Below are 20,133 nucleotides of genomic sequence, written 5' to 3'. Positions count from 1 at the left end.
TTGAAAAAGCCCGCAAATGCGGGCTTTTTTGAGCGCGTTATCCGTTTTTTTAGTCGCGGATGGTCGCAAATGGGGTGCCCATACGGGTAACGGTTTCTGGCAATTGGTTGGCCAGGAAGTCGGCTTTATCTTCTCCCCAGGCCAAAATAACCGTCGAGCCCAGCTTGAAGCGGCCCATCTCGTCGCCTTTTTTCAATTTAACGGCGTTGTCGCCCTCTGCCGGATAATCCCAGCTAAAGACGTCTTTACCGGCTGGTGGCGTGACCGTGCCCGCCCAGATGGTTTCGATACTGGCCACTATGGTGGCGCCCACCAATACCATAGCCAGTGGACCTATCTCAGTGTCAAAGATTGCGACAACTCGCTCGTTACGTGCAAACAGATTTGGGACGTTTTGCGCAGTTAACGGGTTTACCGAGAACAGATCGCCGGGTACGTAGATCATCTTTTTCAGCGTACCATCAAGGGGCATATGAATGCGGTGATAGTCTTTAGGCGCCAGATAAATGGTGGCAAATTTACCGCCAAGGTAGGGGGCTACGTCGGATTCTTTGCCCCCCAGCAGGGTTTGCAGGCTGTAGTCATGGCCTTTGGCCTGAATGATCTGACCATCGACTACATCGCCTAACTGGCTGATGGCACCGTCGACCGGGTGAGCCACAATGCTGGCTTCTTCGGCAAGTGGGCGGATCCCCGGCTTCAGCGGACGGGTAAAGAATTCATTAAAGGTTTTATAGTGAGCTGGATCTTCATGCAGGGCTTCACTCATGTCTATCTTGTACTGTTTGATAAACAATTTAATTAAGGTGGTTGTCAGTGCACCCGCTTCGGCTGCGGCCAGTTTTCCCACCAAACGTGATACGGCATGTTTGGGTAAAGCATATTGCAGGGCAATCTTTAGTTTATCCAAGTTCACTTTTATTATTCCTGAAAAAATTTTGAAGATAGTATCAAACTCTTGGCGCGCGCGCACCTGCGCGACCATCTGCCATTGACTCCAGAATACGGTGATAGCTGTCAAAGCGCAGTTCGCTGATCTTGCCCTCATCTACCGCTTCCAGGATCAAACACCCCGGATCGTTGAGGTGCTTGCAATCGCGAAAACGGCAGCCACCGATAAACTCACGAAACTCTTTAAAACACCAGGTTACCCGCTCAACTTCCAGGTGCCACAGACCGAATTCACGGATCCCCGGACTGTCTATCAGGTTACCGCCACTGGGCAGGTGATGCAGTTTAGAAACTGTGGTGGTGTGCTGACCCAGGCCACTGTTCTCAGAGACTTCCTGAGTCAGAATGGCGGCATCGGGCAGGACGGTATTCACTAAAGTGGATTTACCCACGCCGGATTGGCCAACAAAGATATTGTTCTTGTCTGTTAGCAGGGATTTGAGCTCATCGATCCCTTGGCCTGTTTTGTTACTCACCAGCAGGACGCGATAGCCTAGCTCCCGATAGATATCCAGCACTTCATCGACATAGTCGAGACCTTCGTCATCGAGCAAGTCGATTTTATTGAGCAGCAGAATTGGCTCAATGCCCATGTCTTCACAGGCGACCAGGTAGCGGTCGATGATCTGTGGGGTGAATTCAGGCACTACAGCGGACACCATTAAAATCTGATCAATGTTGGCTGCAACCACTTTCACACCGTCGTAAAAATCCGGACGGGTGAGCTGAGAACGGCGAGGCTCGACGGCTTCTATTACACCGGCCAGATCGCCTTCGCTGACTTTGGCACGGCGAAAAATCACTTCGTCGCCACATACTAAGCTGGTGACGGTACGGCGAATATTGCAGCGCAGTACGTCGCCATTTTCGCACTCGACATCGGCATGCTGGCCAAAGCGACTGATCACCACCGCGGGTTCTGTGGGGCCCAGGTTATCGGTTTGCCAAGTCACCTGAGTGTCGGATTGTTGTTTCGCTTTATGCAAGCGTTTTTGATGGTTGGCACTGATCCGTCTGGACTGGCCCTTACTGAGTTTTTTGCGTTTTGCCATATCTAATAAACTCGCGACACGATTTATTGCTATCGAGTGGTATACAGGCCAATCATGGACTATAACTCAATAAATTGCCCCGCTTTGTAAAAAAAAGCTTTTGGTCGAGTGATGAAGCTAATATGATATATCTAATTGCATTGGATCTAAAGGAAAGTACCGTTAGGTAGTGTATGTCTTTTCATGAATCAAACCTGATCTGGCTCGACTTAGAAATGACGGGTCTGGAACCTAAAACAGATAGGATCCTCGAAATTGCCACTGTGATCACCGACTGTGATCTGAATGTACTGGCCGAGGGACCTGTAATTGCTATCCATCAAAGTGATGATTTACTTGATAATATGGATGAGTGGTGTACAAACCAGCATGGCCGTTCCGGTCTGACTGCGCGTTGTAAGTCCAGTACTCACTCTGAATCTGATGCAATCAAACAAACATTAGACTTCCTGAAACAATGGGTACCGCCGGGCAAATCGCCGATGTGTGGTAATTCGATTGGTCAGGATCGTCGTTTCCTCAACAAATACATGCCTGAGCTGGAAGAATATTTCCACTACCGCAACCTGGACGTCAGCACGATTAAAGAGCTGGCACGTCGTTGGAAGCCTGAGCTGTTAAACGGGATCCACAAAAAGAGCTCTCACCTGGCTCTGGACGACATCAAAGACTCCATTATGGAGTTGAAGGTTTACCAGCAAAAATTCTTCAATCTTTAAAAAAATTTAGAAAAAGTACTTGCAATGCTTTTTCTATCTTGTAGAATCCTGCCCCGCTCAAGACGGCAAACATTGTTTGTTGCTTGTGCGTGATGCGGCACTAGCTCAGCTGCTAAAACGTTAGACGCGACCTCAAGGTTGCGCCCAGCGGGAAACTAAGAGCTACATTGTGATGCGGCACTAGCTCAGCTGGTAGAGCGCGACCTTGCCAAGGTCGAGGTCACGAGTTCGAACCTCGTGTGCCGCTCCAATCTACAATCAGTTTACTCGACTGACTAAATAACGAGTTTATTTTGAATGATATTTCTATATCCTGTGAAGCGGCACTAGCTCAGCTGCTAAATGTTAGACGCGACCTGTCGCGCTCCAGCGTTTAAAAAATCGGGCAATTTGTGATGCGGCACTAGCTCAGCTGGTAGAGCGCGACCTTGCCAAGGTCGAGGTCACGAGTTCGAACCTCGTGTGCCGCTCCAACTTTCCTCTCTTTCTACCCTTATTTTTTCATTCTGACTTACTCACTCAACTTTAACCCTTATTCCACCAATTTTCATCGATAAACTGATTGCTTATTTTTAGTTCGACACGTAAAATACGCGCTCTTTCGGCCTAACTAACTTTAGTTCCTTGCCTTACCCCGACTGGCCGAAACGGGACAAGGCTATATTAACCGTAAGGAATATCCATGCGTCATTACGAAATCGTATTCATGGTTCACCCAGACCAAAGTGAGCAAGTACCTGGTATGATCGAGCGTTATACTGGTGCCATCACAGAAGCTGGCGGTAAAATCCACCGTCTAGAAGACTGGGGTCGTCGTCAACTGGCTTACCCAATCGAAAAGCTTCACAAAGCACACTATGTTCTGTTGAACGTTGAAGCACCTACTGAAGTAATCAGCGAGCTTGAAACTTCTTTCCGCTACAACGATGCAGTGCTTCGTAACCTGGTTATGCGTACTAAGAACGCTGTAACTGAAGCGTCTCCTCTTGCTAAAGAAGAGAAAAAAGAAGCAGCAACTGCTTAATCGTTTTTGATTCGGAATTGACCTGGTAGTTTGGTGAGCACTCAGTCTGAACTGTATACAAACCAGCTGGTATTATCCGGCACGGTCTGTAAGCCACCTAAGTACAGTCAAAGCCCCGCCGGTATCGCGCATTGTATTTTTGTTTTAGAACATAAATCGATGCAAGTAGAAGCCGACCTAAATCGTAACAGTTATGTGCGAATTCAGGTGGTAGCCAGCGGACAGCAGTTCCGGACTCAACTAGAGCATTTATACGTTGGGCAAACCATACAAGTACGCGGTTTTTTAAACCGACACGAGAGTCGCAGCGGCTTGAGTCAACTTGTATTACATGCACAACATATTGAAAGAATTAATTGAGGAAATTTACTCATGGCACGTTATTTCAGACGTCGTAAGTTCTGCCGTTTCAAAGCGGAAGGCGTACAACAAATCGATTACAAAGATCTGGCTACTCTTAAAAACTATGTAACTGAAAGTGGCAAAATCGTACCTAGCCGTATCACAGGTACTAGCGCTAAATACCAGCGTCAGCTAGCAACTGCTATCAAGCGTGCTCGCTACCTAGCCCTTCTTCCGTACACTGACTTACACAAGTAAGCAGCTGATTAACAGTTTTTAAAAGGTGTAGAGACATGCAAGTTATTCTACTAGACAAGATCGCAAACCTAGGTGGCCTAGGTGACCAGGTTTCTGTTAAATCTGGTTTCGCACGTAACTTCCTTTTCCCTAAGGGTAAGGCAGTTCCTGCAACTAAAGCTAACATCGAAACTTTCGAAGCACGTCGTGCTGAGCTTGAAGCGAAAATCGCTGAAGAGCTAGTCGCTGCACAAGCGCGCGCTGAAAAACTAGAAGCACTAGCAGAAGTGACTCTGGTTTCTAAAGCGGGTGACGAAGGTAAGCTATTCGGTTCTATCGGTACTCGCGATATTGCCGACGCTATCACTGCAGTAGGTCTGGAAGTTGCTAAGTCAGAAGTTCGTCTGCCTACCGGTACTATCCGCGAAACAGGTGAGTTCGACGTATCAATCCAGCTTCACACTGACGTGACAACAGCTATCAAAGTAATCGTGATCGCTGAAGCTTAATAGTATTAAGCACCAACCGCGTGTATCTGCACGCGGTTGTATTCCCAATCTCTGAAAGACAATAACAACTCCAATTTTCAGTGTGTGGATCTGATGATTATCGGGATCATCATGGAAGGTTTACAACACAAGTCGGAAATTTAATCCAAATCAAAACAACAGCGCTCGTAAACGGCTTATAGTCTTTATGGGAACAAATGACGCTGGTATTTAATGGTCTGACCACCGTGTAGCCTTGAGGCACATCGTCAGCTGTTATCTCATGTAAGCGCGTTCCTGTTTTAGATAATCCTGTTTTGTGATATTTTAGTTAACTGTTTTTATTACAGGCACTTTTTTTTATTGGTTAAATGTCATACAGTCTTATTCAGGTACTAATGACAGCGTTATCATTTAGGTGGGAAACCCAATATGCTTAAAACCTCCAGAATGCGTGGATTTACTTTAATTGAGCTGCTGATCGCCATTGCGATCGTCGCCATTCTGGCCAGTGTGGCATTGCCAAACTATGGTCAGTATGTACGTGAAAGCAGACGACTGGATGCACAGCACTTGCTGTTACAAACCAGTGCCACGTTGGAGCGAATCTATTCTCGTAATGGTGGTTACCCTAATGATCAGACTTTTCAGAGCCTGCCAGCTGCTGAACACTACACGTTCAGCTACGAAGCGCGCAATAAGCCACAAGGTGCCAACGGTGATTTTCGCAATATGGGCTATATTTTAAAGGCGACACCACTGGCTGCGGGTGGTCAGAATGGCGACATTTGTGGTGTGCTCACACTGGACCATTTAGGCAATCAGGGAGGCAACCTGAATGACTGTTGGTAAGCACACCCAGCACGGTGTTACGCTGATTGAGCTGTTGATGGTCCTGGCTATCATTGCCATTCTGGCTGTTACGGCTGCGCCGTCTTTAATTGGCCAAATTAAGCAGGACAGGGTTAATACCACTGCAAATCAGCTAAGTAGTTTTTATCGTTTTGCACGCAGTGAAGCGGTAAAACGCGAAGTGCCGGTAAAACTGGAACTTGAAAACAATGACTGGGTGATGAAGGTGGTCGAGCAGGGCCAGGAAATCACGTTAAAACGGTTTACGATTGACCACACGGCAGTGGCCGTGAACCTGGTTGACAGAACGCTGCGCTCAAGTGGTGAGCTCAGTGCGTTCAGTAATATACTGATATCGGATAACGATGCAACAACGGACGATGTTCGTTTATGCATCTTACACAGTGGGCAAAGCTGGTTGGCTAAGGCGACAGACAATTGCGCGTAGTTTCGGGGTTTTCATTGCTGGAAGTTATGGTGTCTATGGTGATAGCCGCCATTGCGTTACTCGGCCTTGCAGCAGCCCAGATCAAGGCCATGCAGTTTGCACAGAACAGTTTTAATTATACTCTGGCTTTGATCCACGGGCAGAATGCGATAGAGCGCATTTGGCCCGACATTTGCCATTATCAGAGTGTCAATACCAGCCTGAACCCGGGTGCCAACCCGACAGCTGCCCGGCTATATCCGAATGATCCTCGCTTTACGCTGACGCTGCCTGATACCTTTAGTCTCGATATGAGCCTGACGGTTAGCTGGCACGATGAACGTATGACCAATACAGGCGTGGACCAAATCTCATTGCACGCCAGTTTTGTCAATGAATGTTTGTGAGTCGAATGATGAATTGCCGCGGATTTACTTTACTTGAGCTGCTGATCGCACTGGCGATAGGCTTGTTTATGCTCGGCGGTATTGCCGTGGCCTATTCGACCATTCGCAGCACTATTGCGGTGAATCAGGAGCTGGCACAGGCCCAGGAAGTGATCCGTTATACCAGTCAGCTAATGACCCGCAGCATTAAGCAAACTGCGTCTACACCTCAGGTCATGCTTAACGGTGAGGCATTAGAAGTCAGTCAGGTTGCCAATACGCCGGCCTGCGATGGCAGCGTGCCTGTGGTGAATTACACCGAGACCTTTTCGTTACTTGATGGCTACTTATTATGTGATATCAGCTCAGATAACTTACCTGCCCAGCGCTTGTTAAGAGGGGTGAATGGACTAAGCTTTTCGGTCGACGGCCTGATCACGTCCATTACAGTGACACCCGTGGGTGTGCCCGCACAGTATGCCGCGGGGATCCAGATAGATATTGCAGCAAGTCAGCAGGTGCTGGCGACGGCGAACTGGTGACTATCATGGCAATACAAACACTGCGACAACGTGGGTTTACCCTGATAAAAGTGATGCTACTCAGCTCGGTAGCCAGTGTGGTGGTCTTTGCTGCATTTAAAGATACCCTGGTGCAGGAGCGTCTCAGTGGTAATTATCAAAAAGACCTGAATGCGCGATTATTGGCTGAAAAGGGCGTGATCGAGCGGGGGCAGGCACTCAAAGCCGCACTGATCAATAACCCAAATCTGACACTGGAGCAGGTGGTGCAGCAGATAGGGACGGGTGTGGGTAGCGGCGAACTGGATGGCACGAGTTTTGACGCCCAGTTGTCAGTCAACGGTGATGAAGTGGCGATTGCCAGCCTGGGGCAGCGTTATGATGAGCAGGCCCAGGCGCGTATGATCTCTTACTTTAAATACACCCCTCCCGAGCGCAGTTCAGTGTTCCAAAACGCTGTTACCGGGTGTAAGGGCGTAAATCTTGCGGGCAGTGGTTTAGTCGACAGTTATGATTCCACTCAGGGCAGCTATGAAGACACTAAAACCAGCAATGGCGATGTGAATACTGTGATTGGCGATGCCGATGTGGTGCTAAATGGTCACTCCCCTATCATGGGAGATGTTAAAGCATCGGGTATCCTGTACCTTAAGGGATCTTCACCTGTTGTCGGTACTGTTCAGTCCAATACCGGTATCGATATTTCCGCGGGCAGTGGCGTGCGAGTTGATGGCGATGTGCTCACTCAGGGGTTCGTAAAGCACAATGGCGGACAGATCACCGGCGTACTGCGTGCGAATGGTGACGTGACGATGAAGTGGGGCGCCGAAATTCTCAATCAAAACCAGGCTGAGTTAGACATTATGTATGGTGGCACGGGTGTCTTCCAGAGCAGCCATATGCAAGGTGGGTTGCATTATTCAGCGGATCGCTTCAATGTTAACCCAGAAGTGGAAGCGGTACGGGTATACGACCCCAGCTCGCCGGATTATGATCCCAATGACCCAGATAAAGAATGTGATCCACTGGCGTTACCTTTGAATATGCCCTCAGTGATCGACAGCAATAACAACTATGCTGATTTTACTGTCGGTGCACAGACGGACTATGTGTTTACCCCGAGCGAAGGCCGTTATATACGTGGAGGCAGTGGCACCTGGTCATCGAGCCCCGCAGACATCTATTTGTTTCAGCACCTTACGCAAAACCATGGCCAGGGTAATAGCGGCAATGAGTATGTGTTTGGAATGAAAAACATGAAGCTGACCAGCGATGGTACCATTACCATCGAGGGAGGAGATGTGATCTGGCTGGTCGATGGTGACCTCAAGATGACGGGTCACACCAGCATTACTATCAAAGCAGGTAGCAGTCTGGCGATTTTTGTTACCGGTAAAGTTGATTTTGGTGCCAGTGGTGTCGTGATCACTGAACGGGAAGGCATGACTGATAGCGGCTTTCCAAGTTTGAGTATCTTCTCTTCTTACTCTGGCCAAAATGGCATTACTCTGAGAGGTGCCAGCTCTGTGTATGCCGTAATTTATGCACCCGTTACCAGCATCGCAATGCGAGGGAGTGGTCAGTTTTACGGTACTATCCGTGGCGCAACCATAGATGCCACCGGCGGCAGTGGTGTGCATTTTGATGAAGCACTGAAAAACTTTAACCTCGGCAACGGCGGCGTGGTTACGCCGGCTAAGCTGGAATTTATGGGCTGGCGTTTTGAGTCTGGCGAAGACTATCAGACTCCAGAGGAGGAAGACGAATAACACAGTGAACTAGTCGCTCCCACCGTACAGAAAAATTTTTCCTCTTTGTTTAAACCTTTTGCTCTTCCCCCCGCGTCTTACTCTTCAAACATCGCGCCATTGGGTCACTTTCTTTATTACATCCGATGTGTCACGATGATGGCTCGGTAACGAGGGAATACTCTATGATAATCAATGCCAAAGAGGCATTTAACCAAGATACGATTGAAGCGTTAGTGCAGCGTGCCCAGCAGGGCGAACAGGCTGCATTTGAACAGCTCTATCAGCAGTGTTATCGCAGGGTGTATGGACTGTGTTTACGTTTGCTTGCCGATCAGGCACACGCGGAAGATGCGACGCAGGAAGTGTTTGTTCAGCTATGGCATAACATCGCTCAGTTTCAGGGGCAGTCAAAATTCACGACCTGGCTTCACAGCGTCACGTCGAATGTTGCAATCAGCTATTTGCGTAAGCAAAAAAACTGGCTGCAAAAAGTTGTCAGTCTGGAAGACAGTGGGATGGAACAAGCTGAAATCGCGCAATGTGAATCGCTCAACGGGCTAGATAAGCTGGTCCTGCGTTTACCGGAGCGCGCTCGTTTGGTGTTTGTCTTACACGCGGTAGAAGGCTACCGCCATGAAGAGGTCGCGGGTATGTTGAATATGGCGGTGGGCTCAAGTAAATCTCAGTTTCACCGAGCCAGGAAATTGTTACAGGAGTGGTACGACAATGAGTAAACCAACATTTGAGCAGTTTCTGAAACAACAGCTGCCACGACAACAAGATCAGGATCAGCTACCTGAACCGCGCAAAGACTTATGGCAGGGCATTGAAAAGGCAATCAATTTGCCTGCAGCGGAGCCTCGCTCTGCCAGTCCCTGGGTTAAGCTAGCTGGTGTTGCAGCCTGCATATCAGCTGGCTTGCTGAGCTGGCAGGTTATCATGACGCAGCCTCAGCAAGACACTATGGCGAATATGAGTGCCTTCTTCGAGCAGAGAAAACAAATGCTACTGGTTCAGTATGAGACGCAACCCGCACTCACACAGGATTGGCAGGTGCCATTGCAGGAGCTGGAGGAAGCAGAGCAGGCCATCAAACTGGCTCTGACAAAAGATCCCGACAATGCAGCCCTGCTTAAAATGCTGGCTCAGGTATACCAGCAGCAATTGGATTTAATCACTAAGGTACATCAGCCCCAGTGGCAACAGATTTAGGAGAGAAGCATGAAAGCAATCATTTTAGGACTGGCCACGCTGCCGCTGTTTGCCCTGGCAGGTGACAAGATTGACGAGCAGATTGAGGTGCCGCTGGATGGCAAAGTCGTCATTGAAAACCAGCGTGGTAAAGTCACTATCAAATCATGGGACAAGCCAAGCTTTAAAGTCAGTGGCGAGCTAGATGAGCTGGCCGATGGCTATACATTAGAAACTCAGGGCAATGTAACAGAGTTTATTGTCAAAATGCCACGTCGCAATAAAGGGTGGAATAACAAGCGAGATGGTTCTCGGTTGATCATTTATATGCCGAAACAGAGTGAACTTGATTTTGAAGGGGTGAATGTCGATGTGGATGTCAGCAACTTCAGTGCTGGTGTGGCAGTCACCACCGTCAATGGCGACATTGAAGTGAATCAGGTCAGCGGGAAAATTGAACTGGAAACCGTCAATGGTGACATCGAGGGGAAAGAGCTATCCGGTAACATCCGCTATGAAACAGTCAATGGCGATATTGAAGACATGGCGTCCAGCGGAAAGCTAAGGTTTAATGCGGTCAATGGTGGTATTGAGAGTATGACGCAGGCGAGTGATATTCGCGTTGAAAACGTCAACGGTGAAGTTGATTTCGATATTGCCAGCCTGAAGGATTTGAGAATGAGTACCGTCAATGGCGAGATTAATGTCAAATTGAGAGCACTGGAAAAGCGAGCCAATATTCGCTTTGAATCAGTCAGTGGTGATGTCGACTTTTATTTTCCGACTAATCTGTCGGCGCGTTTTGATATTGATGCGCATGCCGGCGGACGGATCATCAATGAACTGTCATCAGACAAAGAAAAAAAGGCGAAATATGGGCCATCGCGTGAACTGGAGTTCGTGATTAACGACGGTGATGTGGATGTAGAAATTGATACAGTCAGTGGACGTATTGCGTTGAAGAAATTGTAATACTCAGGAGGGGCGCCCAGCGAGGGCGTCCCTGAGTCAATATTAGCCTGATAATCTAGATTCATTTCCACCCCAATTGCGTATACAATAACAGGTCCGTCCCTTAGTGTTTGTAGTGATATGGCGAAACCTGATCAACAAGTCGATACCCTGAAAGTTCCCCCCCATTCTATCGAGGCAGAGCAGTCTGTGTTAGGTGGACTCATGCTTGATAATCAGGCGTTTGATAGGGTTGCAGAACTGGTTGTCGCGCAGGACTTTTACACCCGCACCCACAAGCTGATATTCGAGGCAATGAGCAAGCTGGTTGAGGCCAGTCAGCCTATTGACCTGATCACCATCTCGGAAAACCTCGAAAAGAACAACCAACTGGACACGGTCGGTGGTTTTGCTTATCTGGCTGAAATTGCCAAAAATACACCCAGTGCGGCGAACATCGATGCCTATGCCAGTATCGTACGCGAACGGGCTGTGGTCCGTGAGATGATCTCGGTCGCCAATGAAATTGCCGAAGCGGGTTTTAATCCGGAAGGGCGTGATAGTCACGAATTGTTGGACCTGGCAGAAAGTAAGGTATTCAAAATCGCTGAGCAGCGCACCAAGAGTACTGAAGGTCCACAGAGCATTCACAGCATTCTCGAAAAAACCGTCGATAAAATTGAAGAGCTTTACCAGTCGCCGCAGGATGGTGTAACCGGGGTGAGCACGGGCTACTCTGATCTTGACCAGATGACCGCAGGCTTGCAACCCTCAGACCTGATCATAGTCGCTGCACGTCCGTCGATGGGTAAAACCACTTTCGCAATGAACCTGGCTGAGCATGCTGCGATGACGCAGGATAAGCCTGTGCTTATCTATTCACTGGAGATGCCCTCAGAACAGATCATGATGAGGATGCTGGCTTCACTGGGGCGTATTAACCAGACCAAAGTACGGACTGGTCAGCTGGATGATGATGATTGGGCGCGTTTATCCTCAACCATGGGGTTGTTGATGGAAAAGGGTCAGATGTACATTGATGACGCTTCAGGCCTGACGCCGACGGATGTGCGCTCACGGGCAAGGCGCATCGCGCGAGATCACGGTGGTATTAGCATGATCATGGTGGATTATTTGCAGCTGATGCGAGTGCCCAGTTTATCGGACAACCGGACCTTAGAAATCGCAGAGATATCTCGTTCACTTAAGGCACTGGCAAAAGAGCTTCAGTGCCCGGTGATAGCCCTATCTCAGCTTAACCGGACACTGGAACAACGGGCTGATAAACGCCCGGTTAACTCAGACTTACGTGAATCGGGGTCTATCGAGCAGGATGCCGACTTGATCATGTTTATTTACCGTGATGAGGTGTACAACGACGACAGCCCGGATAAGGGTGTCGCGGAAATTATCATTGGTAAACAACGTAATGGTCCGATTGGTAAGGTTAGGTTAACCTTCCAGGGGCAATTCTCTCGGTTCGACAATTATGCCGGCCCAGCAGTAGATGACGAATATTAAAGCATTCGTTGTGTTCTAACAGAATCGGCAGCCTGAATTAGGAGTAAGTATGCGCCTGGCAACCGCCGAAATTAACCTCGCGGCATTAAGTTATAATTTAAAACGGATCAAGACACTGGCACCTGGTGCCCGGGTGATGGCAGTGCTCAAGGCCAATGCCTATGGCCATGGTCTGGTCAAAATTGCCCAGCAGCTTAATGACGCAGATGCCTTTGCAGTGGCCCGTATTGATGAAGCATTGGCGCTGCGCGCCGGTGGCTTAACCAAGCCGATCGTTTTACTGGAAGGCTTTTTTCATTGTGCTGATTTGCCCATTCTGATCGCCAATAATTTTGAAACCATTATTCATGATGAAAACCAGCTGCAGGCTATCGAAACCAGTGAGTTAGGTGCTCGTTTGTCTGTGTGGCTGAAAGTTGATACAGGCATGCACAGACTGGGCATCGAGCCTGAACAGTTCGAGGCCTTCTATCAGCGGCTAAAAACCTGTGGCAATGTTGACCCGAATATCAAACTGATGACGCACTTTTCCTGCGCTGATGATGTAAATAGCACGCAAACGCAACGCCAGATTAACGCGTTCGAGCGTCTGATAGAGGGTAAACCTGAAGCTAAGTGTCTGGCCAACTCCGCCGGGATACTCGGCTGGCCTCAGTCACATGGTGACTGGATCCGCCCCGGTCTAATGATGTATGGGGTGTCGCCCATGCTTAATCAGGTTGGTACTGAGCATGGCCTCAAGCCAGTGATGCGGCTAACAACCCGGGTGATTGCCATCAAGACTATCGCTGCTGGCGAAAAAGTGGGGTATGGCGGTCGCTGGCAGAGTAATATACAAACTCAGCTGGCCGTCGTGGCGATGGGGTACGGTGATGGTTACCCACGTAATGCGCGCAATGGCACCCCTGTGGTGATCAGGGAGAAACGTTATGGCATTGTTGGTGCAGTGTCTATGGACATGATCACTGTGGACATAGGCACTAACCCGGACGGGGTTGCAGTCGGTGATCAGGTTGAAATGTGGGGTCCTGCTTTACCGGTTGAAGAAGTTGCGGCGTGCGCGGGTACGATTCCTTATGAATTACTCTGCAATGTCACACCCAGGGTGAGTTACGACTATATCACCCCGGCAGACTTATCACGCTAATTATTCCAGCAGCTGGCCATGTAAGGTTGCGACAATTGAGCGACTGCCTGCATGGTCTCTGTGTTCCCCCAGGTAAATCCCTTGCCAGGTACCCAATTGCAAGCGTCCATGACTAACCGGGATTGTCACTTCACAGCCCAGCGTACTGGATTTGATATGGGCTGGCATGTCGTCGTCTCCTTCATAATCATGACGATAGTAACTTTGTCGCTCGGGTACAAAGTGGTTGAAGTGACTTTCCATATCCATACGAACGGTAGGATCGGCATTTTCATTGATGGTGAGACTGGCCGATGTGTGCTGAATAAACAAATGAAGTAATCCCACTTTGTAGTAGCCTAGCTGTGGTACCTGGGTAAGTACTTCATCATCAATCAAATGAAAGCCGCGTTGACGCGGCCTGAGTGTGATATGTGTTTGATGCCAGCTCATAGCTTATCGAAGCTCACCTCTATGTTGGCATTCCCGTCAGCTGAGGTGAAGGGCATTATGATTTTAGGGCCTTCGCATTTATGAGTAATTGTGTGCCCGGGCCCGGAGACCACAATTGGCGTGGCCATATCAAACTCGTAGCCCTTCTCGCCAAGCAGGTTCTTTGCGCCACCGGTGACCATATTGGTGATTTCACCAACCATATCGGTGACTTCTTCATTGATTTTGTCTGGGCGCTCACCCAGCATTCTTTCCATAATGGTCAGTGCCAGGCCTTCATCAAAGCTGATAGAAAAGGAGCCTTTGGTTTGCGGGCCTACCATGCCAATCAACCCAGACACATCACCGCGTGCCACCTCATCTTTTTTAATCTTTGGCTTGCCTGGCGTTAATTCTGTTTGTGCCATGGTTGCCAGGACATTCATTAGTGACGATAAAAAAGGGTTGATGAATTCTACATTCATATGCTTCTTCCCTTGGTTCCTATGTTGTAACGGACGCTGGTTTAAGTGTAGTGGGCTTTTTACTATGCTGCACTACTCATTGCACTTTCCACACCGGCCGTGTGCTTCTATCGTTTGTGCTTTTACAAGAAAGCCATGCTCTGCAGCCAGGTTATTCAGCTCGTGCGAAATGGCATTAGAATGCAGCTCTTGTACGTGACCACAGGAGTCACAGATCAATAACTGCACAGGGTGAATACAGTCAAAGTGATGGCACAGCATAAATGCATTCGTGCTCTCAATCTTATGAATAAACCCTAATTCTGAGAGAAAATCCAAAGCACGGTATACCGTTGCTGGTTTTGCTCCAGACTCGGTGAGCTTGAGCTCTTCTAACAGATCATAGGCGCCTACACCGCCTTGTTTAGCAGCGAGTAAGCGGAAAACTTTTTCTCGGATAGGGGTAAATCGAGCCCCTCGATTATCACAAACTTGCTTAGCTTTACTTACCAGTTGTTCTATATTCATGTTCTAAATCCTTACACTGCCATGCAATACTAACATATTCTTTTTAATAGTCTTGTATCGACAGGGATTTATTCATTATATTCTCCGGACGAGTAAAGTTGTGTTCAAGCCAGTCCTGGAATGCGGCTTCAGGCATTGGCTGTCCAATCAGGTAACCCTGACCAATGTTACACTTAAACTCGACCAGTCGTGTGAGTTGTTCGTGGTCTTCAATCCCTTCGGCAATCACTTTGAGGCCCATGCCGTGTGCCATGGTGATAATGTTTTTTACCAGATAGGCCGACTCATTCCCCGTGTGCATATCGGCAATGAAACTTTGGTCAATTTTCAACACATCAAACGGATACTGGCGCAAATAGTTCAACGACGAGTAGCCTGTGCCAAAGTCATCCATTGAGATCAAAATCCCCAGTTGCTGGAGTTTATCCAGTGTGGCTCTGATCGAGCTGTCACCGCTTAATAGCAGACCTTCGGTGATCTCCAGTTCAAGCGTGCCGGGTTGCAATGCACAGTGCTCTATCAGATGCTCAACATGGCTGAGTAGTTCAGGGTCATTAAACTGGCGGGGTGACAGATTGACCGCCAGTCGCAGTGACGCATTGAATTGCGTATGTATTCGCTGTAGGGCTTTGGCTGCTGAATTAAGAACAAACTTGCCGAGGTCGATAATAAACCCATTTTGTTCTGCCAGGGGAATAAACTCAGCCGGAGAGATCGGACCCAGTTTATCACTGTGCCAGCGAAGCAGTGCTTCAGCACCAACGACTTTACGCGCCTGGAGATCCAGCTGTGGCTGATAATAGACCTCGAACTCTCCGCGCTCAAGTGAGCCTTGCATGCTTTCTTCAAGCATCAGGCGTCGTTGCAGCGTATTGCTCATGCTTTCAGTGAACAAACAATAGGTATTGCGCCCCTGTTGCTTAGCATTGTACATCGCAGAGTCGGCCTTTCTCAGCAGGTCGTTGGGCGTGTCGGCGTCCTGAGGAAAAAGGGCAATGCCCAGACTCAAAGAAATATTAAAGGCACGGCCGTCGATATCAAACGGTGCGTGAAAGAGCTTAACCAGTTTGCTGGCGATGGGATGAATATCGGCGTTGCTTTTCAAGTCGCCCAGTAAAATGATGAACTCATCGCCACCAAGGCGCGCCACGGTGTCTTTTTCTCGCAAAGCTGATAGCAGCCGCTTTGCCGAATGTATCAGGACTTTATCACCGACTTCATGTCCCATAGAGTCATTCACTTTTTTAAAGTCATCCAGATCGATAAACCCAACTCCAACTAATGACTTGTCACGTTTGGCGTCATGGATCAATTGCTGGAGGCGATCAAGCACCAAAAAGCGATTAGGCAAGTCTGTCAGGGTGTCGTAAAAAGCGTGGTGCAGGATGATTTCTTCCTGGCGTTTTTTGTCTGTGATGTTGCGCACTGCAATAACCAGGGACTCGGTACCGGGCAGTGCACTGAGGCGAGCTTCAAAGTGGCGGTTACCGTCCTCAAAGGGCAGTGAATATTCAAGCTGCATTAACTGGCCCGGTTGTTCAATGCTTTGAATTGCGCGAGTAAAGTGGCGCGAGGTTTGGGCTGGCAGGAACTCCTCAATTTTACGTCCCAAAAATTGGGCTTCAGGTACGTATAAGTCGTCAGTTTGTCCGCTGTGATACTCTAAAATAGTACCCTGTTTATCAATGATAAAAAATAAGTCAGGCAGGGCTGAGAAAATCCCCTCCAGGATAGCTGTTTTGCGGCTTGCATCAGCCTCAGCTTGCAGCGTTTGCTGCCAGCCAACTTGCAGACTGTTTGCCATGCGATTGAGGTTGTCGGCCAGATGCTTAAACTCGCCAGCGCCGTGTGTTTCGAGTGTTTCACTAAAGTCAAAGCTACTCAGCCGTTCACTGAGCGCAACCAACTGTGATACTGGGCGATGGATGAATAGTCGAGTGAAATACAGTACCAGAGCAGTGAGTAGTGCCGCAATCGCCAGAATAGACAGGGTTTTCATTCGCGTATATTCAAGTAGCTGTTGTGCCTGAACGGCAATGGAGTATTCGGCATAGATGAGTGCCGGAAGAGGGGAATTAGGCGCCACTGCGCCTTGTTGTTCATAGGTGCTGTAGGCCTGATACAGGTGTTTATGTTTATTATATTCAACCATTATGTATGGCGGGCTAAGCCGTTGACTGATGGCTTCTGGTTTGAGTTTTAATGGGGTATCGTTGTGGTGGCGGCCCTCATGGCTTGTGTTACTACTATATAGCACTATGCCATTTTCATCGACCAGTGCCAGGTGGTCATATTGCTGGCCCTGCTGATATGCAACTAAGGTGTTACGTATTTCTTCCTGATCGTTTTGGGCGAGGTGATGTTGCATTGTCAGGTTAAGCGCAGATAGATCGCGTTTTAAGGTTGCTTCTGTGATTGCCAGCAGGCTTTCTTGCTGGGTATCATGATGGACCTGCACTAAACCTACCGCCAACAGGGCGGCAAATAAGAAAGCACTGAGTGTAAGCCATAGTTTGAGGTCAATTGAGTATAGTTTGGTCACTCGGCTATCTCTCTTTCGTGTTTTCACATGGCCCTGTGACTGGGCAGTCAACTCTGGGCTGTCCCTTGTCAAGACTCGTCTCCCATTTCAGAAGCTTTCTACAGGTAAGTGTAGTTGAAAAGTACTGATTACTCGTTGTGATTTTGAATTACAGGGAAAAAGAACAACACCAGTCAGATGAAAAACAATCAATATTAAATCACGGAATGTGTTTGGCCCGGGCGTGATTTTTGGCTAGGGTGGGTTAGAAACTAACAAAGTCAAAACAAGGAGCGACTATGAGTAATCACGAAGCGGACAAATTAAGCAGAAGTGCGCAACGGGTTCAGGATGCCATTGCAGCAGCGGGAGGGGCGTTTACTGTTGTCGAGTTGCCCGGCAGTACCCGCACAGCAGAGGACTCTGCGCACACCTTAGGTTGTCAGCTCGGCCAGATTGTAAAGTCACTGATATTCAAAGGCAAAGAAAGTGGTAAGCCGGTGTTGTTGCTGGTCAGTGGCAGCAATCGAGTAAAAGAAAAAGTCGTGGCCAAACATCTGGGAGAGAAGCTGGTAAAAGCCGACGCTGAGTTTACCCGGGAGGTAACCGGGTTTGCCATTGGTGGCATACCTCCCATCGGGCACTTGACTAAGCCTGTTACTTTTATTGATGAGGATTTGCTACAACATGAGACGCTGTGGGCTGCGGCAGGTACACCCAATGCGGTATTCTCGCTGCCAGCAGCCAAGCTGGTGTCACTGACTCAGGGAGTCGTGATTGCCGTGAAAAGCTGATTGCAGTGCTATCCGGTAAAAAGTTGCAGCGTTATTTTCACTTCGTCAGACTCAAACTCTGCAACGCCCTCATAACCTTCAATATTGTAGTTAAAGCTGAAGAAACGGCGCAGCCACAGGTCGTCTTTATTGTCCTTTAACACATCGATGGAAATATCCATCAGGCTTTCAGCCACATTCATACCGACTGCAAACAGAGGGTTGGCCGCCGCAGCTGCCACGGTGCGAGTCAGCTCGCCAAATGCTGCGGTTTTTCGAACCTGGGCCATCAGCTTGGCTGTGCTGCGAATATCACTGTCATCTTCTAAGACGGCAATATGGGCATCAAGGAAGCGTGGGATTTGTCCGGCGCGATTACGATAAATCGTGTAACCTGCGGGGCCAAAGCCGATGGTACCGCCCTCACTGACTGGCATCACGTTCAGCTCCATATTAAATGAATGGTCTGCTACCCCGTCGCTGACGGCACTAAATACTTTGAGTTCAAACTTACTTTCGCTGAGTAGCTTTTCGACGAAACCCTGCGATTTAACATGAATTGACATAATGCGGAGTTCGACATCGGTAAACATTTGATTAGGCATGAAATAAATCCTTTGATATGCAGAAGTATTAGGATACTTGGAACCGGGTTAGGGCGCTATGATTTTTTGAGGCGTTGCAAAGTGGCGAGAGGTGTAGAGTTTTGCTTGAGTGATTTGTAAAATATCCGAGTGACACAGCAGTAAATAAGCCATCTGTGATGTTCCCTTCAGGCCTGTACGGTTGTTTACCCTTTGACCTTGTGAAGGGAACAGGTGACCTATTCACTTTTGAATACCCCAAAACAGTAAAGCCCCAAAAGGGGCTTTACAATAATTGATACTACTCGATTATGTAGTTTTGTTTTGCTGCATTACTGTATCCGCAGCTTTTGCTAAAAAGTCTGATCTGTCTTTGTAATCACTTTTGCGTGATTCAACGTATGCATCAATTCTTGCTAGCAAGGGTTCAGAGAGAGTGACGTTAACTCTCTTCTGCTTGCCCTTTAGAGATTCAACAGGTACCTCAAGCGCGAACCATTCGTCATAGTCTGGGTAGTCACGGCTTAAGTCTTGGTAACCTGTGTCCAGTGCATCAAGTGCATGGCCACCTTGGAGCATTTCTTCAGCCACTTCCAATATGGCATCTTTGGCCGAGTAAAGCACTGCTTCTCGGGTATCAGCAGCGGATATGCAACCGTATCCAAGCAGCTCAAATACTGGCACTATGATGCCAAAAGCTTCCCCATCACACTGGGGGCGTTCAACACCGACCATAAATAACATAAAATATACCTCAATTAGTTTCGACTTCCAGCAGGCCTATTTAATCCCAGCCATCCTTTTAATGCTCTTAACTGTGCCTATTGGTAAGTCTTTCTTTGGGTGCGGGACGCTAAAGGTTCTACCACTGGGAGCCCGCCAAATTTGGTGGTCCCCTTTCCCATATCTAACAAACTCACAATTGTGCTTTTTTAAGAGCTTAAATAAATCTTTTGAAGTCATGAGCTCTCCATATTTAGTTTATTTTATACACACCCGTGTGTATAAAGCAAGAATGAATTGGTTAATTTTTGTGTAGAGGGAGGCTGCATGTTCTCTTTAATAGCCTAGGCTCCTAGCTTCACAGTTCCTAAATATAGCAATAAATTCTGACTGCGCACGAGAATGCCTTTCATATTGAGAAAACAGTCCGATAAACTGAGTTCGCGCGATCGAGCATTCCCTTCTCGTCGCAGGTGAACTTCGGGCAGAGTGCTTTATACCAATTTCACTTAATACCTGTTCAATTTGAAGGAGCAAATAGGACGCTAACGGCGTTAAAGATTTCTCAT

General features: G+C 48.2%; 25 protein-coding genes and 2 tRNA genes. 18 read left to right on the top strand and 9 right to left on the bottom strand.

Features of this window, described 5'->3' with window-relative positions; genetic code table 11:
* Nucleotides 1-49: 49 nt before the first annotated feature.
* Nucleotides 50-916, bottom strand: coding sequence for an archaetidylserine decarboxylase (asd, locus tag CWB99_RS07185; RefSeq protein ID WP_125720180.1), 867 nt, complete (start codon nucleotides 914-916; stop codon nucleotides 50-52).
* A 34-nt stretch (nucleotides 917-950) separates the two neighbouring features.
* A complete protein-coding gene (gene rsgA / locus CWB99_RS07180; protein ID WP_138551747.1) occupies nucleotides 951-2,003 on the bottom strand; it encodes a small ribosomal subunit biogenesis GTPase RsgA in 1,053 nt (350 codons plus the stop codon).
* A 173-nt stretch (nucleotides 2,004-2,176) separates the two neighbouring features.
* Between rsgA and orn the strand changes: the two genes are divergently transcribed.
* From orn to alr, 17 genes are all read left to right on the top strand, one after another.
* On the top strand, nucleotides 2,177-2,722 hold the full coding sequence (gene orn / locus CWB99_RS07175; protein WP_138551746.1) for an oligoribonuclease: 546 nt from the start codon (nucleotides 2,177-2,179) through the stop codon (nucleotides 2,720-2,722).
* A gap of 174 nt (nucleotides 2,723-2,896) precedes the next feature.
* Nucleotides 2,897-2,972, top strand: a tRNA-Gly gene (locus CWB99_RS07170).
* A 147-nt stretch (nucleotides 2,973-3,119) separates the two neighbouring features.
* Nucleotides 3,120-3,195 (top strand) — tRNA-Gly (locus tag CWB99_RS07165).
* A 209-nt stretch (nucleotides 3,196-3,404) separates the two neighbouring features.
* Entirely contained in the window at nucleotides 3,405-3,746 is a 342-nt protein-coding gene (gene rpsF, locus CWB99_RS07160) for a 30S ribosomal protein S6 (RefSeq protein WP_010386261.1), read from the top strand.
* A gap of 30 nt (nucleotides 3,747-3,776) precedes the next feature.
* Nucleotides 3,777-4,106 (top strand): primosomal replication protein N, encoded by a 330-nt coding sequence (gene priB, locus CWB99_RS07155; RefSeq protein ID WP_138553082.1) that lies wholly within the window; start codon nucleotides 3,777-3,779, stop codon nucleotides 4,104-4,106.
* A 12-nt stretch (nucleotides 4,107-4,118) separates the two neighbouring features.
* Nucleotides 4,119-4,346: a 30S ribosomal protein S18 gene (gene rpsR / locus CWB99_RS07150; protein ID WP_010386263.1), complete on the top strand. Its 228-nt coding sequence runs from the start codon at nucleotides 4,119-4,121 to the stop codon at nucleotides 4,344-4,346.
* Nucleotides 4,347-4,381: 35 nt separating this feature from the next.
* Nucleotides 4,382-4,834, top strand: coding sequence for a 50S ribosomal protein L9 (gene rplI / locus CWB99_RS07145; protein ID WP_054016932.1), 453 nt, complete (start codon nucleotides 4,382-4,384; stop codon nucleotides 4,832-4,834).
* 411 nt (nucleotides 4,835-5,245) lie between these two features.
* Nucleotides 5,246-5,665, top strand: coding sequence for a type IV pilin protein (locus CWB99_RS07140; RefSeq protein WP_054016931.1), 420 nt, complete (start codon nucleotides 5,246-5,248; stop codon nucleotides 5,663-5,665).
* Nucleotides 5,652-6,113, top strand: a complete 462-nt coding sequence (locus CWB99_RS07135; protein ID WP_138553083.1) for a pilus assembly FimT family protein — start codon at nucleotides 5,652-5,654, stop codon at nucleotides 6,111-6,113. Before CWB99_RS07140 ends, CWB99_RS07135 begins: the two co-directional genes overlap by 14 nt.
* Complete coding sequence (locus CWB99_RS07130; RefSeq protein ID WP_138553084.1) at nucleotides 6,104-6,499, top strand: type IV pilus modification PilV family protein; 396 nt, start codon at nucleotides 6,104-6,106, stop codon at nucleotides 6,497-6,499. The genes CWB99_RS07135 and CWB99_RS07130 overlap by 10 nt, the downstream gene beginning before the upstream one ends.
* A 5-nt stretch (nucleotides 6,500-6,504) precedes the next feature.
* Entirely contained in the window at nucleotides 6,505-7,020 is a 516-nt protein-coding gene (locus CWB99_RS07125; RefSeq protein WP_249331774.1) for a prepilin-type N-terminal cleavage/methylation domain-containing protein, read from the top strand.
* A 5-nt stretch (nucleotides 7,021-7,025) separates the two neighbouring features.
* Nucleotides 7,026-8,768 carry a DUF7305 domain-containing protein gene (locus CWB99_RS07120; RefSeq protein ID WP_138553086.1) on the top strand — a complete coding sequence of 581 codons (1,743 nt, stop codon included), beginning with the start codon at nucleotides 7,026-7,028 and terminating at the stop codon, nucleotides 8,766-8,768.
* Nucleotides 8,769-8,932: 164 nt separating this feature from the next.
* On the top strand, nucleotides 8,933-9,484 hold the full coding sequence (locus tag CWB99_RS07115) for an RNA polymerase sigma factor (protein WP_138553087.1): 552 nt from the start codon (nucleotides 8,933-8,935) through the stop codon (nucleotides 9,482-9,484).
* Nucleotides 9,477-9,962, top strand: a complete 486-nt coding sequence (locus tag CWB99_RS07110; RefSeq protein ID WP_138553088.1) for a hypothetical protein — start codon at nucleotides 9,477-9,479, stop codon at nucleotides 9,960-9,962. Before CWB99_RS07115 ends, CWB99_RS07110 begins: the two co-directional genes overlap by 8 nt.
* 9 nt (nucleotides 9,963-9,971) lie before the next feature.
* The gene (locus CWB99_RS07105; protein ID WP_138553089.1) at nucleotides 9,972-10,913 is read left to right on the top strand and encodes a DUF4097 family beta strand repeat-containing protein; all 942 of its coding nucleotides are present in this window, start codon (nucleotides 9,972-9,974) and stop codon (nucleotides 10,911-10,913) included.
* Nucleotides 10,914-11,033: 120 nt separating this feature from the next.
* Nucleotides 11,034-12,413, top strand: coding sequence for a replicative DNA helicase (gene dnaB, locus CWB99_RS07100; protein ID WP_138542983.1), 1,380 nt, complete (start codon nucleotides 11,034-11,036; stop codon nucleotides 12,411-12,413).
* 49 nt (nucleotides 12,414-12,462) lie between these two features.
* Nucleotides 12,463-13,560, top strand: a complete 1,098-nt coding sequence (gene alr / locus CWB99_RS07095; RefSeq protein ID WP_138553090.1) for an alanine racemase — start codon at nucleotides 12,463-12,465, stop codon at nucleotides 13,558-13,560.
* On the opposite strand, the gene CWB99_RS07090 is transcribed toward alr, so the two are convergent.
* The 4 genes from CWB99_RS07090 to CWB99_RS07075 form a co-directional block, all read right to left on the bottom strand.
* Nucleotides 13,561-13,992 carry a secondary thiamine-phosphate synthase enzyme YjbQ gene (locus tag CWB99_RS07090; protein WP_138553091.1) on the bottom strand — a complete coding sequence of 144 codons (432 nt, stop codon included), beginning with the start codon at nucleotides 13,990-13,992 and terminating at the stop codon, nucleotides 13,561-13,563. It lies immediately after the preceding gene.
* Complete coding sequence (locus CWB99_RS07085; protein WP_138553092.1) at nucleotides 13,989-14,456, bottom strand: chemotaxis protein CheX; 468 nt, start codon at nucleotides 14,454-14,456, stop codon at nucleotides 13,989-13,991. The genes CWB99_RS07090 and CWB99_RS07085 overlap by 4 nt, the downstream gene beginning before the upstream one ends.
* A gap of 72 nt (nucleotides 14,457-14,528) precedes the next feature.
* Complete coding sequence (locus CWB99_RS07080; protein ID WP_058796952.1) at nucleotides 14,529-14,963, bottom strand: transcriptional repressor; 435 nt, start codon at nucleotides 14,961-14,963, stop codon at nucleotides 14,529-14,531.
* 43 nt (nucleotides 14,964-15,006) lie between these two features.
* Nucleotides 15,007-17,505: an EAL domain-containing protein gene (locus CWB99_RS07075; RefSeq protein WP_138553093.1), complete on the bottom strand. Its 2,499-nt coding sequence runs from the start codon at nucleotides 17,503-17,505 to the stop codon at nucleotides 15,007-15,009.
* 278 nt (nucleotides 17,506-17,783) lie between these two features.
* Here CWB99_RS07075 and CWB99_RS07070 point away from each other — a divergent pair, with 278 nt between their 5' ends.
* Entirely contained in the window at nucleotides 17,784-18,278 is a 495-nt protein-coding gene (locus CWB99_RS07070; protein ID WP_138553094.1) for a YbaK/EbsC family protein, read from the top strand.
* 8 nt (nucleotides 18,279-18,286) lie between these two features.
* Here the strand turns inward: CWB99_RS07070 and CWB99_RS07065 are convergent, their stop codons facing one another.
* The 3 genes from CWB99_RS07065 to CWB99_RS07055 form a co-directional block, all read right to left on the bottom strand.
* Nucleotides 18,287-18,862, bottom strand: coding sequence for a hypothetical protein (locus CWB99_RS07065; RefSeq protein ID WP_138553095.1), 576 nt, complete (start codon nucleotides 18,860-18,862; stop codon nucleotides 18,287-18,289).
* 288 nt (nucleotides 18,863-19,150) lie between these two features.
* Nucleotides 19,151-19,585, bottom strand: a complete 435-nt coding sequence (locus CWB99_RS07060; protein WP_138553096.1) for a type II toxin-antitoxin system HicB family antitoxin — start codon at nucleotides 19,583-19,585, stop codon at nucleotides 19,151-19,153.
* A 36-nt stretch (nucleotides 19,586-19,621) separates the two neighbouring features.
* On the bottom strand, nucleotides 19,622-19,804 hold the full coding sequence (locus tag CWB99_RS07055) for a type II toxin-antitoxin system HicA family toxin (protein ID WP_138553097.1): 183 nt from the start codon (nucleotides 19,802-19,804) through the stop codon (nucleotides 19,622-19,624).
* Nucleotides 19,805-20,133 lie beyond the last annotated feature (329 nt).

Origin of the sequence: Pseudoalteromonas rubra (genome assembly GCF_005887095.1) — a bacterium.
Classification (GTDB): Bacteria; Pseudomonadota; Gammaproteobacteria; order Enterobacterales; family Alteromonadaceae; genus Pseudoalteromonas; species Pseudoalteromonas rubra_E.
Note: the sequence above shows the minus strand (reverse complement) of the source record. Positions and strands in the feature narration are given on the sequence as shown.

Coding starts and splice junctions, on each gene's coding strand:
- rsgA (WP_138551747.1), bottom strand. CDS start 2,003: ATGGCAAAACGCAAAAAACTCAGTAAGGGCCAGTCCAGACGGATCAGT.
- orn (WP_138551746.1), top strand. CDS start 2,177: ATGTCTTTTCATGAATCAAACCTGATCTGGCTCGACTTAGAAATGACG.
- rpsF (WP_010386261.1), top strand. CDS start 3,405: ATGCGTCATTACGAAATCGTATTCATGGTTCACCCAGACCAAAGTGAG.
- rpsR (WP_010386263.1), top strand. CDS start 4,119: ATGGCACGTTATTTCAGACGTCGTAAGTTCTGCCGTTTCAAAGCGGAA.
- rplI (WP_054016932.1), top strand. CDS start 4,382: ATGCAAGTTATTCTACTAGACAAGATCGCAAACCTAGGTGGCCTAGGT.
- CWB99_RS07140 (WP_054016931.1), top strand. CDS start 5,246: ATGCTTAAAACCTCCAGAATGCGTGGATTTACTTTAATTGAGCTGCTG.
- CWB99_RS07135 (WP_138553083.1), top strand. CDS start 5,652: ATGACTGTTGGTAAGCACACCCAGCACGGTGTTACGCTGATTGAGCTG.
- CWB99_RS07125 (WP_249331774.1), top strand. CDS start 6,505: ATGATGAATTGCCGCGGATTTACTTTACTTGAGCTGCTGATCGCACTG.
- CWB99_RS07120 (WP_138553086.1), top strand. CDS start 7,026: ATGGCAATACAAACACTGCGACAACGTGGGTTTACCCTGATAAAAGTG.
- CWB99_RS07115 (WP_138553087.1), top strand. CDS start 8,933: ATGATAATCAATGCCAAAGAGGCATTTAACCAAGATACGATTGAAGCG.
- CWB99_RS07110 (WP_138553088.1), top strand. CDS start 9,477: ATGAGTAAACCAACATTTGAGCAGTTTCTGAAACAACAGCTGCCACGA.
- CWB99_RS07105 (WP_138553089.1), top strand. CDS start 9,972: ATGAAAGCAATCATTTTAGGACTGGCCACGCTGCCGCTGTTTGCCCTG.
- dnaB (WP_138542983.1), top strand. CDS start 11,034: ATGGCGAAACCTGATCAACAAGTCGATACCCTGAAAGTTCCCCCCCAT.
- alr (WP_138553090.1), top strand. CDS start 12,463: ATGCGCCTGGCAACCGCCGAAATTAACCTCGCGGCATTAAGTTATAAT.
- CWB99_RS07090 (WP_138553091.1), bottom strand. CDS start 13,992: ATGAGCTGGCATCAAACACATATCACACTCAGGCCGCGTCAACGCGGC.
- CWB99_RS07085 (WP_138553092.1), bottom strand. CDS start 14,456: ATGAATGTAGAATTCATCAACCCTTTTTTATCGTCACTAATGAATGTC.
- CWB99_RS07080 (WP_058796952.1), bottom strand. CDS start 14,963: ATGAATATAGAACAACTGGTAAGTAAAGCTAAGCAAGTTTGTGATAAT.
- CWB99_RS07070 (WP_138553094.1), top strand. CDS start 17,784: ATGAGTAATCACGAAGCGGACAAATTAAGCAGAAGTGCGCAACGGGTT.
- CWB99_RS07065 (WP_138553095.1), bottom strand. CDS start 18,862: ATGCCTAATCAAATGTTTACCGATGTCGAACTCCGCATTATGTCAATT.
- CWB99_RS07060 (WP_138553096.1), bottom strand. CDS start 19,585: ATGTTATTTATGGTCGGTGTTGAACGCCCCCAGTGTGATGGGGAAGCT.
- CWB99_RS07055 (WP_138553097.1), bottom strand. CDS start 19,804: ATGACTTCAAAAGATTTATTTAAGCTCTTAAAAAAGCACAATTGTGAG.